Annotated in this window: 24 protein-coding genes; 14 read left to right on the top strand and 10 right to left on the bottom strand. The window is 67.0% G+C overall.

The annotated features are described in order from the left end of the window. The first annotated feature begins 173 nt into the window (after nucleotides 1-173). The 7 genes from OU682_RS03890 to OU682_RS03860 are packed head-to-tail and all read left to right on the top strand — an operon-like array spanning nucleotide 174 to nucleotide 6053. A complete protein-coding gene (locus OU682_RS03890) occupies nucleotides 174-2450 on the top strand; it encodes a bifunctional salicylyl-CoA 5-hydroxylase/oxidoreductase (protein WP_268940760.1) in 2277 nt (758 codons plus the stop codon). Next, on the top strand, nucleotides 2447-3172 hold the full coding sequence (locus OU682_RS03885; protein WP_268940759.1) for an SDR family NAD(P)-dependent oxidoreductase: 726 nt from the start codon (nucleotides 2447-2449) through the stop codon (nucleotides 3170-3172). Before OU682_RS03890 ends, OU682_RS03885 begins: the two co-directional genes overlap by 4 nt. Beyond that, nucleotides 3169-3600 carry a RidA family protein gene (locus tag OU682_RS03880; protein WP_268940758.1) on the top strand — a complete coding sequence of 144 codons (432 nt, stop codon included), beginning with the start codon at nucleotides 3169-3171 and terminating at the stop codon, nucleotides 3598-3600. The genes OU682_RS03885 and OU682_RS03880 overlap by 4 nt, the downstream gene beginning before the upstream one ends. Beyond that, complete coding sequence (locus tag OU682_RS03875) at nucleotides 3593-3967, top strand: acyl-CoA thioesterase (RefSeq protein ID WP_268940757.1); 375 nt, start codon at nucleotides 3593-3595, stop codon at nucleotides 3965-3967. The genes OU682_RS03880 and OU682_RS03875 overlap by 8 nt, the downstream gene beginning before the upstream one ends. 28 nt (nucleotides 3968-3995) lie before the next feature. After that, on the top strand, nucleotides 3996-4418 hold the full coding sequence (locus OU682_RS03870; RefSeq protein WP_268940756.1) for a cupin domain-containing protein: 423 nt from the start codon (nucleotides 3996-3998) through the stop codon (nucleotides 4416-4418). Between the two features lie 10 nt (nucleotides 4419-4428). After that, nucleotides 4429-5268, top strand: a complete 840-nt coding sequence (locus OU682_RS03865) for a fumarylacetoacetate hydrolase family protein (protein ID WP_268940755.1) — start codon at nucleotides 4429-4431, stop codon at nucleotides 5266-5268. Then, nucleotides 5265-6053 (top strand): SDR family NAD(P)-dependent oxidoreductase, encoded by a 789-nt coding sequence (locus OU682_RS03860; protein WP_268940754.1) that lies wholly within the window; start codon nucleotides 5265-5267, stop codon nucleotides 6051-6053. Before OU682_RS03865 ends, OU682_RS03860 begins: the two co-directional genes overlap by 4 nt. Nucleotides 6054-6084: 31 nt before the next feature. Here OU682_RS03860 and OU682_RS03855 read toward each other — a convergent pair whose 3' ends face one another. Continuing rightward, nucleotides 6085-6573 (bottom strand): MarR family winged helix-turn-helix transcriptional regulator, encoded by a 489-nt coding sequence (locus tag OU682_RS03855; RefSeq protein WP_329609770.1) that lies wholly within the window; start codon nucleotides 6571-6573, stop codon nucleotides 6085-6087. Between the two features lie 148 nt (nucleotides 6574-6721). Here OU682_RS03855 and OU682_RS03850 point away from each other — a divergent pair, with 148 nt between their 5' ends. Further along, a complete protein-coding gene (locus OU682_RS03850) occupies nucleotides 6722-7516 on the top strand; it encodes an ABC transporter substrate-binding protein (RefSeq protein ID WP_268940753.1) in 795 nt (264 codons plus the stop codon). 51 nt (nucleotides 7517-7567) lie between these two features. Further along, complete coding sequence (locus OU682_RS03845) at nucleotides 7568-8242, top strand: amino acid ABC transporter permease (RefSeq protein ID WP_268940752.1); 675 nt, start codon at nucleotides 7568-7570, stop codon at nucleotides 8240-8242. On the opposite strand, the gene OU682_RS03840 is transcribed toward OU682_RS03845, so the two are convergent. From OU682_RS03840 to OU682_RS03805, 8 genes are all read right to left on the bottom strand, one after another. Further along, nucleotides 8239-8925, bottom strand: coding sequence for a GntR family transcriptional regulator (locus OU682_RS03840; RefSeq protein WP_268940751.1), 687 nt, complete (start codon nucleotides 8923-8925; stop codon nucleotides 8239-8241). The two genes, OU682_RS03845 and OU682_RS03840, sit on opposite strands and share 4 nt — an antisense overlap. After that, entirely contained in the window at nucleotides 8925-10031 is a 1107-nt protein-coding gene (locus tag OU682_RS03835) for an aminotransferase class V-fold PLP-dependent enzyme (protein WP_268940750.1), read from the bottom strand. Before OU682_RS03835 ends, OU682_RS03840 begins: the two co-directional genes overlap by 1 nt. Further along, nucleotides 10028-11422, bottom strand: coding sequence for a M20 family metallopeptidase (locus OU682_RS03830; RefSeq protein ID WP_268940749.1), 1395 nt, complete (start codon nucleotides 11420-11422; stop codon nucleotides 10028-10030). Before OU682_RS03830 ends, OU682_RS03835 begins: the two co-directional genes overlap by 4 nt. Next, nucleotides 11419-12390 carry an ABC transporter ATP-binding protein gene (locus OU682_RS03825; protein WP_268940748.1) on the bottom strand — a complete coding sequence of 324 codons (972 nt, stop codon included), beginning with the start codon at nucleotides 12388-12390 and terminating at the stop codon, nucleotides 11419-11421. The genes OU682_RS03830 and OU682_RS03825 overlap by 4 nt, the downstream gene beginning before the upstream one ends. Continuing rightward, entirely contained in the window at nucleotides 12387-13352 is a 966-nt protein-coding gene (locus OU682_RS03820) for an ABC transporter ATP-binding protein (RefSeq protein ID WP_268940747.1), read from the bottom strand. The genes OU682_RS03825 and OU682_RS03820 overlap by 4 nt, the downstream gene beginning before the upstream one ends. Then, entirely contained in the window at nucleotides 13352-14230 is an 879-nt protein-coding gene (locus OU682_RS03815) for an ABC transporter permease (RefSeq protein ID WP_268940746.1), read from the bottom strand. Before OU682_RS03815 ends, OU682_RS03820 begins: the two co-directional genes overlap by 1 nt. 1 nt (nucleotide 14231) lies before the next feature. Beyond that, entirely contained in the window at nucleotides 14232-14633 is a 402-nt protein-coding gene (locus OU682_RS03810; protein WP_329609769.1) for an ABC transporter permease, read from the bottom strand. A gap of 230 nt (nucleotides 14634-14863) precedes the next feature. Then, entirely contained in the window at nucleotides 14864-15328 is a 465-nt protein-coding gene (locus tag OU682_RS03805; protein ID WP_268940744.1) for an Lrp/AsnC family transcriptional regulator, read from the bottom strand. 128 nt (nucleotides 15329-15456) lie between these two features. On the opposite strand from OU682_RS03805, the gene OU682_RS03800 reads away from it, so the two are divergent. From OU682_RS03800 to OU682_RS03780, 5 genes are all read left to right on the top strand, one after another. Then, nucleotides 15457-16197, top strand: coding sequence for a tryptophan 2,3-dioxygenase family protein (locus OU682_RS03800; protein WP_268940743.1), 741 nt, complete (start codon nucleotides 15457-15459; stop codon nucleotides 16195-16197). Between the two features lie 134 nt (nucleotides 16198-16331). Beyond that, on the top strand, nucleotides 16332-17120 hold the full coding sequence (locus tag OU682_RS03795) for a cyclase family protein (RefSeq protein WP_268940742.1): 789 nt from the start codon (nucleotides 16332-16334) through the stop codon (nucleotides 17118-17120). A gap of 2 nt (nucleotides 17121-17122) precedes the next feature. Beyond that, on the top strand, nucleotides 17123-17563 hold the full coding sequence (locus OU682_RS03790) for a MarR family winged helix-turn-helix transcriptional regulator (RefSeq protein ID WP_268940894.1): 441 nt from the start codon (nucleotides 17123-17125) through the stop codon (nucleotides 17561-17563). A gap of 23 nt (nucleotides 17564-17586) precedes the next feature. Beyond that, nucleotides 17587-19734: a thiamine pyrophosphate-dependent enzyme gene (locus tag OU682_RS03785; protein WP_268940741.1), complete on the top strand. Its 2148-nt coding sequence runs from the start codon at nucleotides 17587-17589 to the stop codon at nucleotides 19732-19734. Between the two features lie 11 nt (nucleotides 19735-19745). Beyond that, nucleotides 19746-21290, top strand: coding sequence for an indolepyruvate oxidoreductase subunit beta family protein (locus OU682_RS03780; protein ID WP_268940740.1), 1545 nt, complete (start codon nucleotides 19746-19748; stop codon nucleotides 21288-21290). Here OU682_RS03780 and OU682_RS03775 read toward each other — a convergent pair whose 3' ends face one another. Next, entirely contained in the window at nucleotides 21291-21995 is a 705-nt protein-coding gene (locus OU682_RS03775; protein WP_268940739.1) for a GntR family transcriptional regulator, read from the bottom strand. It abuts the gene before it with no gap. Nucleotides 21996-22027 lie beyond the last annotated feature (32 nt).

The following is a 22027-nucleotide window of genomic DNA, read 5'->3' as shown; positions in this document are numbered from 1 at the left end:
CGGAAGGCGCAGGCAGGTTGGTTTATGCTTGAAGCATATCGCTGCGGCATTCTCTGTCAACACGAACCGGGGTGTTGCGAACTGGCGCAGAAGGGCCTTGACAGAATCCCGGCGTTTTAATTTTATATCTAAAACATCTGATGCCAGCCGCATCTGCACAAGGAAGCCTCGACATGAAAATCGCCGTTCTTGGGGCTGGCCCTGCGGGCCTTTACTTCGCGATCTCGATGAAGCTGCGCGACGCCGCCCACGAGATCACCGTCTATGAACGCAACCGCCCGGACGACACCTTCGGCTGGGGCGTGGTGCTGTCGGACGAGACGATGAACAACTTCGCCGGCAACGACCCCGTCAGCGAGACGATGATCCGCGACAGCTTCGCCTATTGGGACGACCTGAAGGTCGTGCGGGGCGAGGAAAGCATGACCTCGGGCGGGCACGGCTTTGCGGGCATCGGGCGGATGAAGCTGCTGCTGCTGCTGCAGAAGCGCGCCCGCGAGCTGGGGGTGGAGCTGCGCTTCCAGACGGAGCTGAACGAGGCGGCGATCGAGGCGCTGCGCGCGACGAACGATCTGGTCGTGGCTGCCGATGGCCTCAACTCGCGGACGCGCCAGACCTATGCGGACCGCTTCGGCGCGCAGATCGACATGCGGCGCAACCATTTCGTCTGGCTGGGCACCAGGCAGAAGTTCGACGACGCCTTCACCTTCATCTTCGAGAAGACCGAACACGGCTGGATCTGGGCGCACGCCTATCAGTTCGACGCCGACACGGCGACCTTCATCGTCGAATGCGGCCCCGAGACCTTTGACGCCTTCGGCTTCGCCGATCTCAGCCAGGCCGACAGCATGGCGCTGTGCGAACGGATCTTCGCGCGCCACCTGGGCGGACACACGCTGATGTCTAACGCCAACCACATCCGCGGATCGGCCTGGATCCGCTTTCCGCGCGTCACCTGCGAGAACTGGTATTTCGAGAATGTGGTGCTGTTGGGCGACGCCTCGGCCACGGCGCATTTCTCGATCGGGTCGGGGACCAAGCTGGGCATGGAAAGCGCCATTGCGCTTGCGGACGAGCTGAACGCGGGCAAGCCCGTGGAACAGGCCCTCGCCGATTACCAGTCCGAACGGCAGTTGCAGGTGCTGCGCGTGACCTCGGCCGCGAGGAACTCGACCGAGTGGTTCGAGGAGGTCGAGCGCTATCTGGACCTGGACCTGACGCAGTTCACCTATTCGCTGCTGACCCGCAGCCAGCGGATCGGGCATGAAAACCTGCGCCTGCGCGATCCCGAATGGCTGGGCCAGGCCGAGGCCTGGTTCCAGGCCAAGGCGGGCAGCCAGTCCAACCGCCGCCCGATGTTCGCGCCCTTCCAGCTGCGCGACATGCGGCTGGCCAATCGCGTCGTCGTCTCGCCCATGGCGCAGTACAAGGCGAAGGACGGCAACCCCACGGACTGGCACTTCGTCCACTACGCCGAACGCGCCAAGGGGGGTGCCGGGCTGGTCTTCACCGAGATGCTGTGCGTCAGCCCCGAAGGCCGGATCACGCCGGGCTGCCCCTGCATCGGCCCCGGGCAGGAGGCGGCGTGGAAGCGCCTGACCGATTTCGTCCATGCCGAAACCGATGCGAAAATCTGCGCCCAGATCGGCCATGCGGGGCGCAAGGGCTCGACCCGGCTGGCCTGGGAAGGGATCGACAAGCCGCTGGCGGACGACAACTGGCCGCTGATTTCGGCCTCCGCCCTGCCCTATCTGCCGGAAAGCCAGACGCCCAAGGCGATGGATCGCGCCGACATGGACGCCGTGAAGGCGCAGTTCGTCGAGGCCGTGAAAGCCGCCGACCGCGCGGGCTTCGACATGGCGGAAATGCACGCGGCGCACGGCTATCTGCTGGCCTCGTTCATCTCGCCCGTCACCAACAGGCGGACGGACGAATACGGCGGCAGCCTGGAAAATCGCCTGCGCTTCCCGCTGGAGGTCTTTGCCGCGATGCGCGCCGCCTGGCCGGACGCCAAGCCGATGACCGTGCGGATTTCGGCCCATGACTGGGTCGATGGCGGCGTGACGCCGGCCGAGGCCGTGCAGGTCGCCCGCGCCTTCCACCAGGCGGGGGCCGACGCGATCAACGTGTCCTCGGGCCAGACCGACAAGGCCGAGCAGCCGGTCTATGGCCGCATGTTCCAGGCGCCCTTCAGCGACCGAATCCGCAACGACCTGGGCGTGCCGACGCTGGTCGCCGGCAACATCTACGAGCCCGACCACGTCAATTCGATCCTGATGGCGGGGCGGGCGGATCTGGTGCTGCTGGCCCGGCCGCATCTGGCCGACCCCTACTGGACGCTGCACGCGGCGGTGGAACTGGGCGATACTGAGCAGGCCTGGCCCGCGCCCTATGAGGGCGGGCGGCGGCAGGCCAACACGCTGGCCGAACGCGCCAAGGCCATGGCATGACGCTGGCAGGCCGCAGGGCGCTGGTCACGGGCGGCGGCTCGGGCGTGGGCGCTGTGATCGCGCGCCGTCTGGCCGACGCGGGCGCGGATGTCACCGTCTGCGGCCGCCGTCCCATCGACGCAGCGCCCGGCATCACCGCCCAGGTCTGCGACATCACGGATGAGGGTGCCGTGCAGGCGCTGTTCGCCACCGGGCCCTTCGACATCGTGGTGGCCAATGCGGGGGCATCGGACAGCGCGCCCCTGACCCGCACCACGCTGGACCAGTTCCGCGCCATGATCGACGTGAACCTGACCGGCAGCTTCCTGACGATCCGGGAAGCGCTGCGCACCATTGGGGGCGATTGGGGCCGCGTGATCGCCATCGCCTCGACCGCGAGCCTGAAGGGCTACGCCTATGTCGCGCCCTATGCGGCGGCCAAGCACGGCGTCCTTGGGCTGGTCCGGTCGGCGGCCCTTGAGGTCGCCAGGAAGGGCATCACCGTCAACGCGATCTGCCCGGGCTTCCTGGACACCGAGATGACGCAGCGGTCCATCGACACCATCGTCGCCAAGACTGGCCGCTCTCGTGAGGAGGCCCGCGCCTCGCTGGCCGCGACCAATCCCATGCAGCGCCTGGTCCCCCCCGAGGACGTCGCCGAGGCGGTGCTTTGGCTCTGCGCCCCCGGATCGTCGATGGTCACGGGCCAGGCAATTTCCATTTCCGGCGGAGAAACGCAATGAACCTTCAGAACCAGATCACCCCCAGCTCTCCGCATTCGTTCCTGAACCCCGAAGGCTGGGTGCCGGCCAAAGGCTATGCGAACGGCATGATGGCCGAAGGAAAGGTGATCTTCACCGGCGGGCTGATCGGCTGGAACGCGCAGCAGCAGTTCGAGCACGAGGATCTCGTCGGCCAGTTCGAGCAGGTGCTGAAGAACATCGTCGCGGTGCTGGAAACGGCGGGCGCGCGGCCCGAACATCTGGTGCGCCTGACCTGGTACATCACCGACAAGGCCGAATACCTGGCCAACCTCAAGCAGATCGGGGCCGCCTATCGCCGCGTGATCGGCCGCCATTTCCCGGCCATGGCCGTGGTCCAGGTCGTGGCCCTGATGGAGGACGCCGCCAAGGTCGAGATCGAGGCGACGGCGGTGATCCCCCATGAGTGACTGGCCCACGCCCGACGACCGCCCGGTCATCCTGACCGTCGCCCGCCCCGGTGACGCAGCCTTCGGCACCACCGTCTTCGGCGGCTGGATCATGGCGCAGTTCGACCATGCCGCGGGCCGCGCCGGACGCGGCGTGGCGGGCGCCTGCCTGATCCGCGCCGTGCAGGAGATGGTGTTCCACGCACCGCTGACGGTCGGGTCGGACTTCGCCGTCCATGCCCGCGAGGTCGGCCGGGGCCGGACCTCGTTCACGCTGGAACTGGCGGGGATCGCGGATCCGGACGGCGCGCGCATCCCGGTCGCGACGGCACGCTTCATCATGGTGGCCATCGACGACGCGGGCAGCCCGCGCGCCCTGGCCGCCTGACACTCACATCCAAGGGAAGGAGAACATCATGGAAAAGGTCGTCCCCGTCGTCACCCGCGCGGGTGAGCTAGGCGAACAGACCGCGCAATCGGGCGATTGCGTGCGCAAGTCGGGCGTCAGCCCGCAGCATACCCCCGCCACGAAAATCTGGTTCGGGCGGGTCAGCAACGAACCCGGCCACCGCTCGCCCCCGCACCACCACGAGCATTGCGAGACCGGCGGCTATGTCCTGAAGGGGCACGGGCGCATCTACTTCGGCGACGACTATCAGGAATTCGTGGACCTGTATGAGGGCGATTTCGTCTTCGTGCCGCCCTTCATGAAGCATGTCGAGGTGAACATGAGCACCACGGAAGACCTGGTCTGGCTGACCTGCCGCACGCCCGACAACCTGGTCACGAATTTCGACGACGTGCCGGACGACCAGCTTCAGGGCTATCGCCGCGCATAAGGACCGATCCATGAAACTTCTCCGTCATGGCGCCCCCGGCGCCGAAAAGCCCGGCCTGCTGGATGACCAGGGCCATGTCCGCGACCTGTCGGACCATGTGGCCGACATCGCGGGCGACGTCCTGTCGCCCGAAGGGCTGGCGCGTCTTGCGGCGCTGAACCCCGCCGACCTGCCGCTGGTCCAGCCCGAGCGCCTTGGCCCGCCGGTGGCGGGCGTGGGCAAGTTCCTGTGCGTGGGCCTCAACTACGCCGACCACGCGCGCGAGACCGGCAAGGAGCCCCCGGCGGAACCCGTGCTGTTCGCCAAGGCCGTCAGCGCGATCTGCGGCCCGAACGACGACGTGGAAATCCCGCGCGGCTCCGACCGCACCGACTGGGAGGTCGAGTTGGGCATTGTCATCGGCACCCGCGCGAAATACGTGGCCGAAGCGCAGGCCCTGGACCATGTCGCGGGTTATCTGCTGGTCAACGACGTGTCCGAACGCCGCTTCCAGTCCGAGCGCGGCGGGCAATGGACCAAGGGCAAGAGCCACGACACCTTCGGCCCGATCGGTCCCTGGCTGGTCACGAAGGACGAGATCGACGACATCCAAGCCGTCGACCTGTGGCTGGACGTGGACGGAGAGCGCCGCCAGACCGGCAACACACGCACGATGATCTTCGGCGTGGCGCATCTGGTCAGCTACATTTCGCAGTTCATGACGCTGCATCCGGGCGACATCATCGCCACCGGAACGCCGCCCGGCGTGGGCTTGGGAATGAAGCCGCCGACCTTCCTGCGCGAAGGCCAGGTCGTCACCCTGGGCGCGGCAGGCCTGGGCGAACAGCGTCAGCGGATGGTGCAGGCATGAACGCGCAGGACAAGCTGCGGGCCATGTCCGATCTGACCGGCAAGACCGCCATCGTCACCGGCGGCGGGCGCGGCCAAGGCGCGGTCGAGGCCGAACTGCTGGCCGCCGCCGGCGCATCCGTCCTGATCTGCGACGTGCTGGAGGCCGAGGGCGAGGCCCTGGCCGCAAGGCTGGGCGACAAGGCCCGCTTCCTGCGGCTGGACGTGACCGATGCCGATGCCTGGGACGGGGCGGTCAGGGCCGCCACGGATTGGACGGGGCGGCTGGACGTGCTGGTCAACAACGCGGGCATCATCAACCGCAAGATCATCCGCGACATGACGCCCGACGAATGGCGCCGCGTCATCGACGTGAACCTGACCGGCGCGTTCCTGGGCATCCGGGCCGCCGCGCCCGCGATGAGCCAGGGCGGCAGCATCGTCAACATCTCGTCGAACAGCGCGTTCTCGGGCCATTACGACCCGGCCTATACGGCCAGCAAGTGGGCCCTGCGCGGGCTGACACGGACGGCGGCGATGGAATACGCGCAGGCGGGCATCCGCGTGAACGCCATCTGCCCCGGCCTGATCGTGACGGATCTGAACCGCAATTCGCCCCACCTGGGGCCGATGATCGGGATCACGCCCATGGCGCGGGCGGGCGAGGCCGACGAGGTCGCGCAACTGGTGCTGTTCCTGGCTTCGGACGCCTCGGCCTTCATCACCGGAGAGGACTTCGTGATCGACGGCGGCTTCACCGCAGGCGCCGCCTATCGCCGCGTCGCAAGCGAGACAGGCATCCTGTGAACGACAAGGCCCGCCGTCCGCGGCGGGTCCCCTACTGGCGGGTCTTGTGCCGGATATCCAGCATGATCGAGATGCCGCGCGCCGCGTCGGCCTCGGTCACCTCGGCGAAAAGCTCGTCAATCCAGTCGCGGTGGCGCACCGTCATCTCGCGCATCAGATGCGCGCCCTTTTCGGTGATGCGGACCCGGAAGGCGCGGCGGTCGGTTTCCATCGTCTCGCGTTCCGCCAGCCCGTCGGCGACAAGCCGGTCCACGATGCCTGTAACATTGCCGTTCGACACCATCAGCTGCTGGGACAGTTCCGTCATGCGCAACCCGTCCGGCGCGGCCAGCAGGGCAGCCATCACGTCGAAGCGCGGCAGCGTCATGTCATAGCCCTGGCGCAGCCTTTCGCGCAGGTCGTTTTCCACATAGCGGACCGCCTTCAGCATCTGCAGCCACAGCCTCAGGCGCTGCCGCGCCGTTGCCGTGTCGGCCTGCGCATAGGGGGCCGTGTCCATGCCGTCCGGTTCCACCTTCACACTCTCCGCTGCCCAGTTCCGCCACAGTTTGATCAAAAAATCATTTTGAACCCAAAATAATTCTTGAACACCTGCGGGAATATGTCAACCTGCCCGCAAGGCGGCAATGCTGTGCACGAAGACCGCCTCCGCAACAAGGGATGCCATCATGAAGATCACCCGCATTCTGGGCGCTGCCGCAGGCGTCGCCCTTGGTCTCGCCGCTGCCGCCTTCGCGCAGGAACCGCTGAAGGTCGGCTCCTATCCCGCCAACCCGCCCTGGGAAACCAAGACCGAGGCCGGCACCTTCGAGGGGTTCGAGGTCGATATCGTCAACGAGGTCGCCAAGCGCATGGGCACCACGGCCGAGATCAGCGGGATGGACTTCAAGGCGCTGTTCGTGGCGACCGCCTCGCGGCGCGCGGATGTCGTGATTTCCTCGCTGACGATCACGGACGAGCGGCTGGCCAGCCAGTCCTTCACGCAGCCCTATTTCCAGGGCGCGCTTGGCATCGGCGTGCGGGAGGACTCGGATCTGACCGGCCCCGACGGGCTGAAGGACAAGACGGTCGGCACGGTTGCGACATCCTTCGGGGAAAGCTGGCTGCGCGACAACGAGGCGACGCTCGGCTATGCCGGCGTGAAAAGCTATGACAGCACCGCGAACATGCTGACCGACCTGCAGAACGGCCGGATCGACGCGGCGGTGAACGACATCGTGGGAATGCGCTATGCCTTCACGCAGATGAAGGGCCTGAAGGTGGGCGGCGAGGTCGTCACGGGCGAGCGGTTCGCCATGATGATGCCGAAGGGTTCCGACAAGCTGGAACAGGTGAACCAGGCCATCTCGGACATGAAGACGGACGGGACCATGGCGGCGCTGTACGAAAAGTGGCTGGGCGTGGCTCCTGCCCCGGACAGCTTCACCGTGACGCCGATGCCGGTCCCGACCGCAGCCGAATGACCCCCGGCCCCGCCGCTTGGCGGGGTCCTTGCCCGACATGACGGCCTGCCGATGAACGCGCTGGATATCTTCTTCAATCTCGACGTGCTGCAACGCGCCTTCCCGATCCTGCTGCGCGGATTGGCGATGACGCTGCTTCTGGGCGCCGTGGCCATCGTCGCGGGGACCGTGCTTGGCATCGGGCTTGCCATGATGCGGCTGTTCGCGGCCCGGCCGCTGCGGCTGCTGGCGACTGGCTATATCGACGTGATGCGGGCCATGCCGGTGCTGGTCGTGCTGATCCTGATCTATTACGCCCTGCCCTTCGCGGGGATCACGCTGTCGTCCTTTGCCGCCGCCGCCATCGCCCTGTCGCTGGTCCTTGCCGCCTACACGGCCGAGGTGATGCGCGCCGGGATCCAGGCCGTCCCGAAGGGCCAGTTCGAGGCATCGAGCGCGCTTGGCCTGGGCTTCTGGCGGATGATGCAAAAGGTGATCCTGCCGCAGGCCATGCGCATCGTGATCCCGCCCCACGCGTCGAACTGCGTGTCGATCATCAAGGACACCTCGCTGGCCTCGGTGGTCACCATGTCGGACCTGCTGAAGCAGGCGACCGATGCGCAGGCGCTGTTCGCCAATCCCACGCCCCTGCTGGGCGCGGCGCTGATCTATGTCGCGATCCTGTGGCCCATGGTGCGGCTGACCGGCTGGCTGGAAGCGCGCTTCGCCCGGGCCTACGTCCGCTAGGCGTCCTTCAGGAAGGCCGCCATCCAGTCGCGCACGCTGCTGATGTCGTCCATCATCGCGCGCCGCGTCGCCGCGCCGTCGCGCGCCTCCAGGGCGGCTAGGATATGATCGTGATTGCGCGCATGGCTGAGCGTCACGTCCGCCTTCAGGATGTCGCGCATCTTTTCCGACAGGAAGCGGGTATAGGGCCCGGACCGCAGCCACAGGTTCTCGATCTGCTCCAGCAGGATCGGGCTGCGGGCGGCGCGATAGATGGTGAAGTGGAAATCCTTGTTGGCGGCCAGCATGTCCTCGACCCGGCCATCCAGCAGCGCAGACTGGTGGCGGTGCGAGATGTCGCGCAGCGCCGCCAGCTCGTCCGGCGTGATCGTGTCGGCGGCCAGTTCGGCGGCCCCGCCCTCGATCACCTTGCGGGCCTTGCACAGCTGGTCATGCCCCGCCGCGCTGAGCCCCGGCAACGTGGCCGAGTTCCACTTGCCCTCGATCAGCGCGCCTTCGTCCGTCAGGCGGCGCAGCGCCTCGCGCACCGGGGTGTTCGAGGTGCCGAAGCGCTGTGCCAGATCGGAAATGGCGAAGCTGTCGCCGGTTTCGAACACGCCCTCCATCAGGGCCGCGCGAAGCTGGCTGTAGACCTCGCCCGCCATGGTGCGCCGCGCCAGGATCGGCTTCAACTCGGGCGCCATCAGGCAGCGCCCCGGGTCCCGACGGCGGCCAGGGCATCCAGCAGCCGGTGGCAATCCTCGGCGGTGGTGACCGCGCCGGGCGACAGGCGCAAGGTCGTGCCGCGCTGATCGGCATGGATCCCCTGCCCGCGCAGGGCATCAACCAGACCGGGCTGCGGCAGGTCCACCATGACGCTGCCGCCGCGCGCCGCCGCGTCGGTGGGCGAGACGATGCGCAGCCCCAAGTCGCGCGCGCCTTCCAGAAGCAGTCCGGTCAGGTGGCGGTTGTGGTCCGCCAGCGCCTCGACGCCGGTGGACAGGACGAAGTCCAGGCCCGGCTTGCTTGCGATGGCAGGCAACACGTTCGGCGTGCCGTTGTCGAAGCGCCGGGCGTCGGGGGCGAAGGCAAAGCCGTCCAGATCCCAGGAAAAGGGATTGGCCTGGCTCCACCACCCGCGGAACTCGGGCGAACAGTCGGCCAGCAAATCCGGCATCACCTGCAACACACCCGCCCCCGACACGCCGCAGAGCCATTTCAACGAGGATCCGACCGTGAAATCCGCCCTTGCGGTATAGGGCCGGATGCCCACGCCCTGCGTCACGTCCACGCCGACCAGGCTGCCCATCCTGCGGCCATGGTCGATCAGCCGGTCCAGGTCGCAGCGGTGCGAGGCGGTCGATGTCACCCAGGTCAGCAGCGCCAGCCGCACGTCCGCTCCCCATGCCGCCTCCATGTCGTCATCGGTGACATAGGCGCGGCCTTCGGTCGGCGCGACGGTTCGAAGGGCAAAGCCCATGCGGCGGCCCAGTTCGGCCAGCAGGAAATGCAGGCTGGGAAAGCAGTCCTGCGCGACCAGCACCGTGCCGCCCTGAAGCCGCGCCTCGGGCAGCCCGCGCATCAGCGTGTAAAGCGCCGCCGTCACGCTTTCGGCCAAGGTCAGGGAACCTTTGGGCGCGCCGATCAGCCCTGTCCATGCGGCGATGAAATCGCCACGTCGGGCCATGGCATCCGGCCACTGCCCGTCGTCGCTGGCGCACCAGCGTGCGGTGAAATCGGCCAGCGCCCTGTCAACGGCGGCCTGCTTGCCGGGGAAAGTCCCGATTGAATGATACAGGAAGTAACTCATGACCGATGTCCCAGATCCCAGAAGATGCCCGCCATGATCGCCAGCCCCTCGCGGACGATGCTGACGGGCAGATGTTCGTCGGCGCCGTGCTGCCCGCATCCCGGATAGGAATGCGGCACCCAGATCGTCGGCAGGCCCAGCGTATCCGTGAAGATGGTGTTGGGCAACGAGCCGCCCAGGTTCGGCAAGATCACCGGCGGCTTGCCCATCGTGCGCTGCATCGACTCGGCAACGAAGCGCACCCATTCGTTGTCCAGTGCCGACCGGCTGGCCGGGAAGGCCGCGTCCGTCGCCGGCACGATCCTCACCCGCTGCAAGCCTGCCTGGTCCAGCTTGCGCCGCACGGCGGGCAGGACGGCATCGGTATCGACGCCGACCGGGTGGCGCAGTTGCAGCCGCGCCCGCGCCCAGGGCGGAATGGCGTAAAGGGGCTTGGCGATATTGCCGACCTCGATCTCCATCACCTCCAGCGTGGACCAGCCATAAACGCGCTCGGCCGGGGTCAGGCCGGGGGCGCCCCACCAGTCGTCCAGTTCGGGATCGCCGGGCGAGGTTTCGATGGTGCAGCGGGACAGCGCCTTTCGCACGTCGTCGGGGATGGTTCCGGGCGTCAGTTCCGGGACCAGGCATTCGCCGGTCGGCCCGATCAGGGCTGCGATGGCATGGGCCAGTTCGACGCCGGGGTTCGCCAGAAGCCCGCCCCAGTTGCCGGAATGGTGGTATCCCTCGCGGGCCACGACCTCCAGGTGGATGTTCATGCCGCCGCGCGCGCCCAGGAAGATCGTCGGCTGGTTCAGCCCGATGCGCGGCCCGTCGGATGCGATCAGCATGTCGGCGGCGAAGGCCTCGGCCTCGTCGGCGCAAAGCTCGGCCAGGGCGGGGGATCCGTATTCCTCGCCCATCTCCATCAGGTATTTCAGATTGAAGCCCAGCTTGCCATTGACAGCAAGGACCGCCTCGAGCGCGGCGAGGTTCACCGAATGCTGGCCCTTGTTGTCGGCGGTCCCGCGGCCATACCAACGGCCGTCGCGTTCGGTCAACTGGAACGGCGACAGGCCCGGCGACCATTTTTCCGGCACGCCGGTCACCACATCGCCGTGACCATACATGAGGACCGTTGGCAGACACGCATCCTCGATCCGAGTTGCCAGCAGGAAGGCGCCAGGCGCGGCGTCGCGGCGGAAGATCCGCGCCTCAAATCCCAGGCGGTCGAAGACCGGCACCAGTTCTTCGTCAATGTAGCGCTGCAGGTCGGGCTTGTGCGCCTCCTCGCGCGACACCGTGGGCATGGCCACGCGCCGCGCCAGATCCGCCTGGAAGCGACCCGAGTCCAGCGCGTCAAGTGCGGCGGCAATGACGCCGTCACGGCTTGGGGGAAGGTCAAGGCTCATGCGGCACCTCTCAGCGCTTCTTCGGTCAGCAGGCAGGCGGCGCCTCCGGCCGCAACGTCGACGGGCTGCGGGCGCACCTGCGCGCACAGGTCGAAGGCACGGGGGCAGCGCGGCTGGAAAGGACAGCCCGGCGGGATCGCCAGCGGGTTCGGGAAGGCGGTGCCCAGGCCGATGTCCGGCACCCCCTGCCCCGGCGCGACGGTCAAGGCGCTGTCCAGCAACGCGCGGGTATAGGGATGCTGCGGGGCATCGAAGACCTGCGCGGTCATGCCCAGTTCGACGACCCGGCCCAGATACATCACGGCCACCTGATCGACCAGGTGTTCGACCACCGACAGGTTGTGCGAGATGAACACATAGGTCAGGCCCAGATCCCGCTTCAGATCCATCAGCAGGTTCAGGATCTGGCTTTGCACCGATGCGTCAAGCGCCGAGGTCGGTTCGTCGCAGATGATCAGGTCGGGGTTCATCACCAGGGCGCGGGCGATGGCCACGCGCTGGCGCTGCCCGCCCGACAGTTCCTTCGGATAGCGCTCGGCAAAGCGCGCGGGCAGGCCCACCATGTCCATGATGCCGGCGGCGCGCTTGCGGCGTTCCGCGTCGGTGCCAATACCGTGGACGCGCAGCGGCATGGTCACGATGTCGGCAATCGTCTTGCGGGGGTTCAGCGAGGAAAACGGATCCTGGAACACGGGCTGGACACGGCGGGTGAATTCCATGCGGCCCAAGGCCCGGATGTCCTTGCCGTCCAGCAGCACAGTGCCCTCGGACGGGGCCAGCAGGTTCAGCAGGATCTTGGCCAGCGTGGACTTGCCGCAGCCGGACTCGCCGACGATGCCCAGAACCTCGCCCTTCCTCAGGCGCAGGTCGACGCCGTTCAGGGCGTGCAGCGTGGCCTTGGGCCTGAACATGCCCTGGCTGACCTGGAAGCGGCGGGTCAGGCCGCGGGTTTCCAGAAGATAGCTCATGCCCGTCCTCCGTGGATGCAGACCCAGCGGTGGCTGCCCGCCTGCTGCGTGGGAATGTCGCTTGCGCAGCGCGGTTGCGCCACCGGACAGCGGTCACGGAAGGCGCAGCCCTCCTGCGGGCCGATCAGGGATGGCACGACGCCGGCGATGGTACCCAAGTGCGCGCCGCGTTCGGTCCTGCCGGGCTGCGGGATGCAGTCGATCAGCGCGCGGGTATAGGGATGGGCGGGGCGGTCGAAGATCTCGGCGGCCGAGCCTTCCTCGACAATGGCGCCGGCATACATGACCACGACCCGTTCCGCGATCCGGGACACAAGGCCCAGGTCATGGGTGATCAGGATGATCGCCAGGCCCAGTTCCTTTTGCAGATCCTTCAACAGCCGCAGGATCTGCGCCTGGATGGTCACGTCCAGCGCGGTCGTGGGCTCGTCCGCGATCAGCAGTTCGGGGTCGGTGATCAGCGCCATGGCGATCATCACCCGCTGGCGCAGACCGCCAGACAGCTGGTGCGGATACTGCGACAGCCGCGAACGGGCCGATCCGATGCCGACCTTTTCCAGCATCTGCGCGGCGCGTTCGACCGCCTGCGCGCGCGTGCCGCCGACATGGTACAGATAGGCCTCGACCATCTGGTCGCCGATGGTGAAGGCGGGGTTCAGCGCCGTCATCGGCTCCTGGAAGATCATCGCCATGCGCCGCCCCCGCAGCCTGCCGGCGATGCGGCGGCGCGTCAGATCCTGGCCGTCGAAGGTGATCCCGCCCGCGCTGCGCCGCGCCACGCGGGGCAGCAGGTCCATCAGCGCCAGCGAGGTCATCGACTTGCCGCAGCCGGATTCGCCGACGATGCACAGCGTCTCGCCGGGCGCCACGTCGAAGGAAATCCCCCGCACGGCGTGCAGCACGCCCGAGCGGGTGTTCAGGTCCACGCGCAGATCGCGGACGGACAGCAGGGGCTTGTTCATCAGCTTCTCTCCGGGGTGATCATGTCGCGCAAGCCGTCGCCCGCCAGGTTGATGGCAAAGACCAGGGTTGCCAGGGCCGTGCCGGGAATGGCGATCAGCCAGAAGGAAAAGAACATGTAGCTTTTCGCTTCCGAGATCATCAGACCCCAGCTAGGCAGCGGCGGCTGGACGCCCAGGCCCAGGAAGGACAGGGCGGCCTCCATCAGGATCGCCGATGCGACCTCGATCGTGGCGATGACGATCAGTTGCGGCGCGATGTTGGGCAGCACCTCGCGCAGCAGGATCCAGAAGGTCGATGCCCCCGCCGTCCGGGCCGAGGCGATATAGTCCAGCGCCCGGATCTGCTGCGTGGTGGACCTGACGACCACGGCGAAGCGGTCCCATTTCAGCAGGCCAAGCACGGTGATGACGACCCAGATGGAGCCCCCGAACAGCGCCACCACCGCCAGCGCCACAAGGATCACCGGCATGGCAAGGCGAACCGTGACGATGAAGGCGACGAAGGTATCGACCTTGCCGCCAAAGTATCCCGCCAGCAGGCCCAGCGTGGTGCCGATCAGTCCCGAGATCAGCACCACCGAAAAGCCGATCAGCAGCGAAACCCGTGCGCCATAGATCAGCCGCGACAGGTAGTCCCGGCCAAGCTGGTCGGTGCCGAGGATGTTTTCCCAGGTGCCCTTCTCGTACCAGACCGGCGGCACGGCACGGCGCGAGATGTCCTGCACGTAGGGATCGTGGGGGGCCAGAAGCGGCGCGAAGACCGCGATCAGGATCATCGCCGCGACGATGGCTACGCCCACCACCAGCGAGGGGTGGTGCAGCATCCTGCGCAGGGTTCCGGATGTCAGCGACGGGGGATTGGTTGTGATGGCGGTCATGTCAGGCAGCCCTCAGCCGCGGGTCGAGCCACGCATTGATGATGTCCGAAAGCAGCGTCAGCACCACATAGGCCAGCGACAGCAGCAGCACGACCGCCTGCAGCACCGGGAAATCGCGATAGCTGATGCTCTGGTAGGCAAGGTATCCCAGGCCATCCAGCGCGAAGATGCTTTCCACCACGACCGAGCCGCCCATCAGCAGGCCCAGCTGCACCGCGACCAGGCCCACCACGGGGACCAGCGCGTTCCTCAGCGCGTGCTTGAAGACCACGCGGCGCGCGGGCAGGCCCTTGGCGCGGGCGGTGCGGACGTAATCGGTGTTCAGCGCGTCGATCATGCCGGCGCGGACCAGCCGCATGAAGGGCGGCGTGATATAGTATCCCAGCGTCACGGCGGGCAGCACGAAGTTCCTCCAGCTGTGGGGTTGGGGCGCGGCGCGGCTGTCCCGCACTTCTGATGTAAGTGATACTTTGATCAAATACATCTTTACACGAGAAGGCCACCCGACGCGGCGATTTGCAACGGTTTTCTGACGAACAAGGCAGTTTTTCGGGCGAGCCGCTGATCTGATGCGCAGCATGTAAGCGCACCCTGCGGCCTCGCCGCCGCCCCTGCATTCGAAATCAGGCCGGTCTAGGTGTTGAGCGTCCTTGCGGCGGCAGCCAGGGAATGGCGGTCCTTGACCGTTCGCGTCGAGACGATGGTTTCGGTGCGCACCACGCCCGGCATCCGCGCGATTTCCCGGCGCAGCAGGCGATCCATCATCGCGATGTCGCTGCACACGACATGCAGCAGATAATCCCCCGCGCCCGTGGTCGCGTGGCAGCGGCGGATGGCCGGATGCGCCATCACCACGGCCTCGAACCGGTCGGCGGCGTCCGGGGCCAGCGTCACCTGCACGAAGGCCTCGATCCCGAAGCCCAGGGGGGCGGCGTCCAGCTGGGCCGCATAGCCGCGGATCACGCCCGCCTCCTCCATCGCCTTGACGCGCTTCCAGACCGGCGTCTTGGACAGGCCATGGCGGTCGGCCAGTTCCGCGAATGACAGACGGGCATCCGCTTCCAGCGCGGCAAGCAGGTCAAGGTCGATCTGGTCCATTCGTTTTCCCAACCCTGCCCGCAGCCCGCATTCGTTTCCAGAACAAGGCCCCGCGTGGCGATTCCGGGAACAATGTTTTCGCCATTCTGGAACAGAATAGCAATCAGCGAACCTCAAGGACAGGACCGATGACGCGCGACGAATGGCACAAACTGATCGAGACGCCCAAGATGCTGGATTACGGCGTCTATCTGAATGTCGAGCCGTTGCTGCAATGCCAGAAGCCCTTGGCCGACCTGTGCAACGGCGACGAATTGCAGTTCCAGATCGTCCACCAGGTCGAGGAACTGTGGATGAAGCTGATCGCCTATACGCTGGTCGATGTGCGTGACTTCATCGACGCGGGCAACACCCATCGCGTCGTCACGCTGATGGGGCGCGTGCATCGCCTGATGCGGCTGATGACGCAGCAACTGGAATTGCTGGAAACCATGTCGCCCCGCGAATACCAGGAAGTGCGCAAGCAGCTTGGCAACGGATCGGGCCAGGAATCGCCGGGCTTCCAGGCCTTGCTGCGGATGCCGAACGACCTGTGGGACTCGTTCAAGGCGGTCTATCTGGACGGACGGGGCCTGACGGTCGCCGACATCTATGACGCCAAATACGATCATGGCGACAGCTATGTCGTGGCCGAGGCGCTGATCGAATATGACGAGCTGTTCCAGAAGTTCCGGGCCATGCATGTCTATCTGATCCACCGGTCGATCGGCATGGGGTCGCGGTCGCTGAAGGGCCGCCCGGTGCAGATCCTGGAATCGGGGGCCAGGCACCGCTTCTTTCCGGAACTGTGGGACATCCGCTGCGACATGACCGACGCCTGGGGCGCCAGCTATGGCGTGGTGCGCAAGCCGATCCACGTTGAGGCCTGACCAAAGCACGGGCACCTGCGCGGGTGCCCGCAACAAAAATCTTGATTTTTTGATCACGCCGTGAGACAGTTTGGCCAAGCAGATATATGCATCTGCATATAAAAACGATAACATCGCCAACGGGAGAGAACGGAATGAAGGACACCACCAGTCTTGCTGACCTGGGACAGGCACTTCTGACCGGAAGGATCCGCGTCGTCGATTGCACGGCCACGTTGGGACCCCGGACGCCGCTTCTGAAACTGCCGCCGGAGTTCGCCGACGACACACCGCCGATCGAGATCCACCCGATCAGCAAATACGGTGATCGCGGGCCGTTCTGGGCCTGGAACTGGCTGAAGGTGGGCGAGCATTCGGGCACGCATTTCGACGCGCCGCACCACTGGATCACCGGCAAGGATTATCCCGACGGCTCGACCGACACCATCGCGCCGCAGAACTTCGTGGCCCCCGCCAATGTCATCGACTGTTCCGCGCAGGCCGCCGAGGACGCCGACTTCCTGCTGACCGCCGAGGGCGTGAAGGCCTGGGAGGCCGAGCATGGCGAGATCGGGGAAGGCGAATGGGTGCTGATGCGCACCGACTGGTGCAAGCGCAATCACGACGAGGCGCTGTATCTGAACGCCGATGAGACCGGCCCGCATACGCCCGGGCCTTCGGCAGACTGCATCCAGTACCTGATGGAGAAGAAGGTCCTGGGCTGGGGCACCGAATGCGTGGGCACCGACGCAGGGATAGCCGGGGGCATGACCCCGCCCTATCCGGCCCACAACCTGCTGCACGCGAACAACCGCTATGGCCTCGCCTCGCTGGTGAACCTGTCGGAACTGCCCGCCAAGGGCGCGATCCTGATCGCCGCGCCGCTCAAGATCGAGAACGGCACCGGCAGCCCGATCCGCGCGTTGGCCCTGGTTCCGGCGTGACGATGGTGGCGCGCGATCTGGAGGGGTTCGCCCCCTACATGCTGAACCGGATCATGGCGCGCTACAATGCCGGGGTGGCCGAGATCCTGGCCCCCGAGGGCGTCAGCGTCCCGCAGATGCGGGCGCTGGCCGTCCTGGCCGCCTATGGGCCGCGCACCGTCAATGAACTGTCGGTGCTGACGGTCATCAAGCAATCGACGCTGTCGCGGACGCTGGACAGCATGGAGGCTGCCGGACTGATCCGGCGCGAGCCTTGCGAGAAGGACAGCCGCGTCCGCCTTGTTCACCTGACCGAGGCGGGCGCGGCCCTCCATGACCGTGCCTGGCCCGCGATGCGCGAGGCCGAGGAGCGGCTGTTCGCGGCCATCCCGCACGCCGAACGCGCCGCCTTTACCGCGACCCTTGGCCGGATCCTGCGGTCGATCCGCCATCACGATTTCTGAACCATCGCCACAGGAGAAAACCCATGGCAGAACGGTCATTCAAGAAGGAAGTCGAGCAGCTGCGCATGGGCGCGGGCGGCACCTTCCGGGGCGAGGGGATCCTTGCCGTCACCAAGGCGCTTCTGGAAAACGGCGTGGGCTATGTCGGCGGCTACCAGGGCTCGCCCATCAGCCACCTGATGGACGTCTTTTCCGACGCACAGGACCTGCTGGCCGAATACGGCGTCCATTTCGAGAATTCGGCCTCCGAGGCGACGGCGGCGGCGATGCTGGCCGCGTCGGTGAACTATCCGATCCGCGGCGCGGTGGCCTTCAAGTCCACGGTGGGCACCAACGTCGCCTCCGACGCGCTGGCGAATCTGGCATCCGGCGGTGTGACAGGCGGCGCGCTGGTGATCCTGGGCGAGGATTATGGCGAGGGTTCCTCGATCATGCAGGAACGCAGCCATGCCTTCGCCATGAAAAGCCAGATGTGGCTTCTGGACCCGCGCCCGAACCTGCCCTCGATCGTCGCGGCGGTGGGCCACGGCTTCCGCCTGTCCGAGGCGTCGAACACCCCCGTGATGATGCAGATGCGCATCAAGTCCTGCCACGTCCACGGCCACTTCACCGCATCCGACAACCAGCGGCCCCCGATGACCGTGTCCGAGGCGTTGCAGAACCCCAGGCGCGACCTGTCCCGGATCGTGCTGCCGCCCGCCGTGTTCCTGCACGAGAACGAGAAGGTGGACCGCCGCTGGCCGAATGCGGTCAACTACATCCTTCAGAACAACGTCAACGAACACTTCGGCAACCCGGCCTCGAAGATCGGGCTGATCGTGCAGGGCGGCACCTATAACGGCGTGATCCGCGCGCTGAACCGGCTTGGCCTGTCGGACATCTATGGCGACACCGACATCCATATCCTGTGCCTGAACGCGGTCTATCCGCTCTGCGACAGCCAGATCCTCGACTTTTGCGACGGCAAGGATGCCGTGCTGCTGGTCGAGGAAGGCCAGCCCAACTTCATCGAACAGGCCATCGGCCACATGCTCTACCAGAACGGGCGCAAGACCGTGCTGGCGGGCAAGGGCGTGTTGCCCATGGCGGGCGAATACACAGGCAAGCGCCTGGTCGAGGGCATCGCGGGTTTCCTGCGCGAACACGCACCCAGCCTGCTGCCGCCCGCGACGGCCAAGACCAACGAACCCGCGCAAAGCGACATCCCGGATCTCTCCACCGTGGTCCCGGCCCGTCCGCCCGGGTTCTGCACTGGCTGCCCGGAACGCCCGATCTTCGCCGCGACCAAGCTGGTGCAACAGGAACTGGGCGAACACCACATCGCCTCCGACATCGGCTGCCACCTGTTCTCGATCATGCCGCCCTTCGACATCGGATCGACGACGATGGGATACGGGCTTGGCCCGGCCTCGGCTTCGGCGCTGCAGAACCGCGACAAGTCCGGCAAGCGGTCGATCAGCTTCGTGGGCGACGGGGGGTTCTGGCACAACGGGCTGACCTCATCCATCGGCAACGCGTCCTTCAACAAGCATGACGGGCTGATCGTCATCGTCGACAACCACTATGCCGCGGCCACCGGAGGGCAGGACATCCTGTCGTCCCGCGCCGAGAACCGCAGCCGCAAGACCAACAACCCGATCGCCAAGGCGGTGGAAGGCATGGGCGTCAAGTGGGTGCGCCAGATCGACCGCACCTATGACGTGACGAAGATGCGCGACACCATGATCGAGGCGCTGACCAGCACCGAAGAAGGCCCCAAGGTCATCGTCGCGTCCTCCGAATGCATGCTGAACCGGCAGCGCCGCGAAAAGCCCGCCCTGGCCCGCGCCACCAAGGAAGGCAAGCGCACCGTCAGGCCCCGCTTCGGCGTGGACGAGGACATCTGCACCGGCGATCACGCCTGCATGCGGCTGTCGGGCTGCCCGTCCTTGTCGGTCAAGGACACGGGCGATCCGTTGCGCGACGATCCCGTCGCCGCCATCGACCAGAGCTGCGTCGGCTGCGGCAACTGCGGCGAGGTCGCGGATGCCGCCGTGCTCTGCCCGTCCTTCTACCAGGCCGAGATCGTGTCGAACCCGACGCCTGCCGAAAAACGCCGCGCTTCCCGGACGGCCCGCATCATCGGCTGGCTGCAATCGCGCCGCGACGCGCGCCGCCTGACCTTCGCCTGAAAGGGACGCCCATGACCATGCACACGCCGATCATCGCCCGCCGTTCGCCTGGGGCGCAGGGCGAGAAGATCATCACGCTGGCGGCATTGGCTGTCGGCGGTCAGGGCGGCGGCGTCCTGACCAACTGGATCATCGACGTGGCCGAGATGAACGGCTATCACGCCCAGTCCACATCGGTCGCGGGCGTCGCGCAGCGCACCGGCGCCACGGTTTATTACGTCGAGATGTGCAAGGACACCGGTCGCACCCCGGTCTTTGCGCTGTCGCCATCGGAAGGCGACGTGGACATCATGATCGCCGCCGAACTGATGGAGGCAGGCCGTGCCGTCATGCGCGGCTTCGTGACGCCGGGGCGGACGACGCTGATCGCATCCACCCACCGGATCGCGGCGGTGTCGGAGAAGGTCGTGCCGGGCGACGGGCGCGCGGACGCGGACCAGGTGATCGCCGCCATGGGCCTTGCCGCCGACCAGGTGGTGGCCTTCGACATGGAGACGATGGCCACAAGGGCGGGTTCGGTCATCTCGGCCAGCCTGTTCGGGGCGCTTGCGGGTTCGGGCGCCCTGCCCTTCCCGCGCGACAGCTACGAGGCCGTGATCCGCAAGTCCGGCAAGGGGGTCGAGGCATCCTTGCGCGCCTTCGGCCTGGCCTATGACTGCGCCAGGGGCGATGCCCCGCCCCCCGCGACCGAGGGCGTGAAGCGCCGCATCCGCACGCTGAACATCCCCGCAAGGCTGCAAGGCGACTGGCAGGCGCTGGAAGCCCGGCTGCACCGCCTGCCGCCTGATACGCAGGAGATCGCGGGCCTGGGCCTGAAGAAGGTCGTCGATTACCAGGACATCGCCTATGGGGCGCAATACCTGGACATGGTCGAACGCGCCGCCCGGCTGGACGTCGCGCCTTTCGCCATGACGCAGGCGGCGGCGAAATACGCGGCCAATGCGCTGTGTTACGACGACATCATGCGTGTGGCTGATCTGAAGACCCGCGCCAGCCGTCACCAGCGCGTGCGCGACGAGGTGCGGGTGAAGGACGACCAGGTGCTGCACCTGACCGAATACTTCCACCCCCGCTTCGAGGAATTCGCAACCACCCTGCCCGCCCGGCTTGGCGCCTGGCTGCAACGGAACCGCCGGGCCGAGGCGTTCTACACCCGCCGCCTGGACAAGGGCCGCCGCATCCGCACCGACAGCCTGGCGGGCTTCGGGCTGCTGTGGGCGGTGTCGGCCCTGCGCCCCTGGCGGCGCAGCCTGCTGCGCCATCGCAGTGAAATGGCCCATGTCGCGGCCTGGTTCGACACAGCCATGGACATCGCCGCCCAGGACCGGGCGCTTGCGACCGAGGTTCTGGCGAACCGGCGGCTGATCAAGGGCTATTCCGACACCCATGCGCGCGGGCTGTCCAAGTTCGACCGCGTCATGTCGGCCCTGCCGATGCTGCGCGGGCGCCCGGACGGGGCCGACTGGATGCGCCGGCTGCGCACTGCCGCGCTGGCCGACGAAAAGGGCAAGGCGCTGGACGGCGCGCTGAGGACGGTGGAAAGCTTCGCCGCCTGATCAGGCGGCGCGGTCCGCCAGGAAGCGGTGCAGCAGGCCCTGCGTCGCGGTAATGTCGTCCTCCATCGCCGCGCGGAAACCTGCCACGTCCCCGCGGTCCAGCGCCGCCAGCATCGCTTCGTGATGCCGGGTGAACTGGCCCTTGTAGTCGGTCTGCAGCAGCGACCCCATCCGGTCCGACAGGAAGCGCACATAGGGACCCGAGCGCAGCCACAGGTTCTCGATATGGCTCATCAGGATCGGGCTACCCGCCGCGGCGTAGATCTGGAAATGAAACCGCCGGTTCGCCGCGGCCATCGCCACGATGTCGCCGCTGGCCCCCGTCGCGCGATGCTCCTCGACCAAGGACGCCAGCACCGCCCGGTCGGACGGGGTGATCCGCGGCGCCGCAAGCTCGGCCGCCGCCCCCTCGATGATCACGCGGGCGCGGCTGATGTCGTCCAGCTCCTCGGGCGACAGATCCGGCACGAAGGCCGTGCCCGAGGGCGCGATGCGCAGGGCATTCTCGGCGGCCAGCCGGCGCAGCGCCTCGCGCACGGGCATGTGCGAGGTCTGGAAGCGTTCCGACAACGAGGCGATGGTGAAGCTTTCCCGCGCCTGGAACGCGCCCGACATCAGCGCCTCGCGCAGTTGCTCATAAACCTGGTCCTGCACGGTCTTTCGCGTGGACACCGGCTTCAGCGGCTTGTCGGCATGGGATTTCACGTCGCGCCTCCGTGCGGGTATCCTGCGTGACG

Source organism: Paracoccus benzoatiresistens, from assembly GCF_026913015.1.
GTDB lineage: Bacteria > Pseudomonadota > Alphaproteobacteria > Rhodobacterales > Rhodobacteraceae > Paracoccus > Paracoccus benzoatiresistens.
Note: the sequence above shows the minus strand (reverse complement) of the source record. Positions and strands in the feature narration are given on the sequence as shown.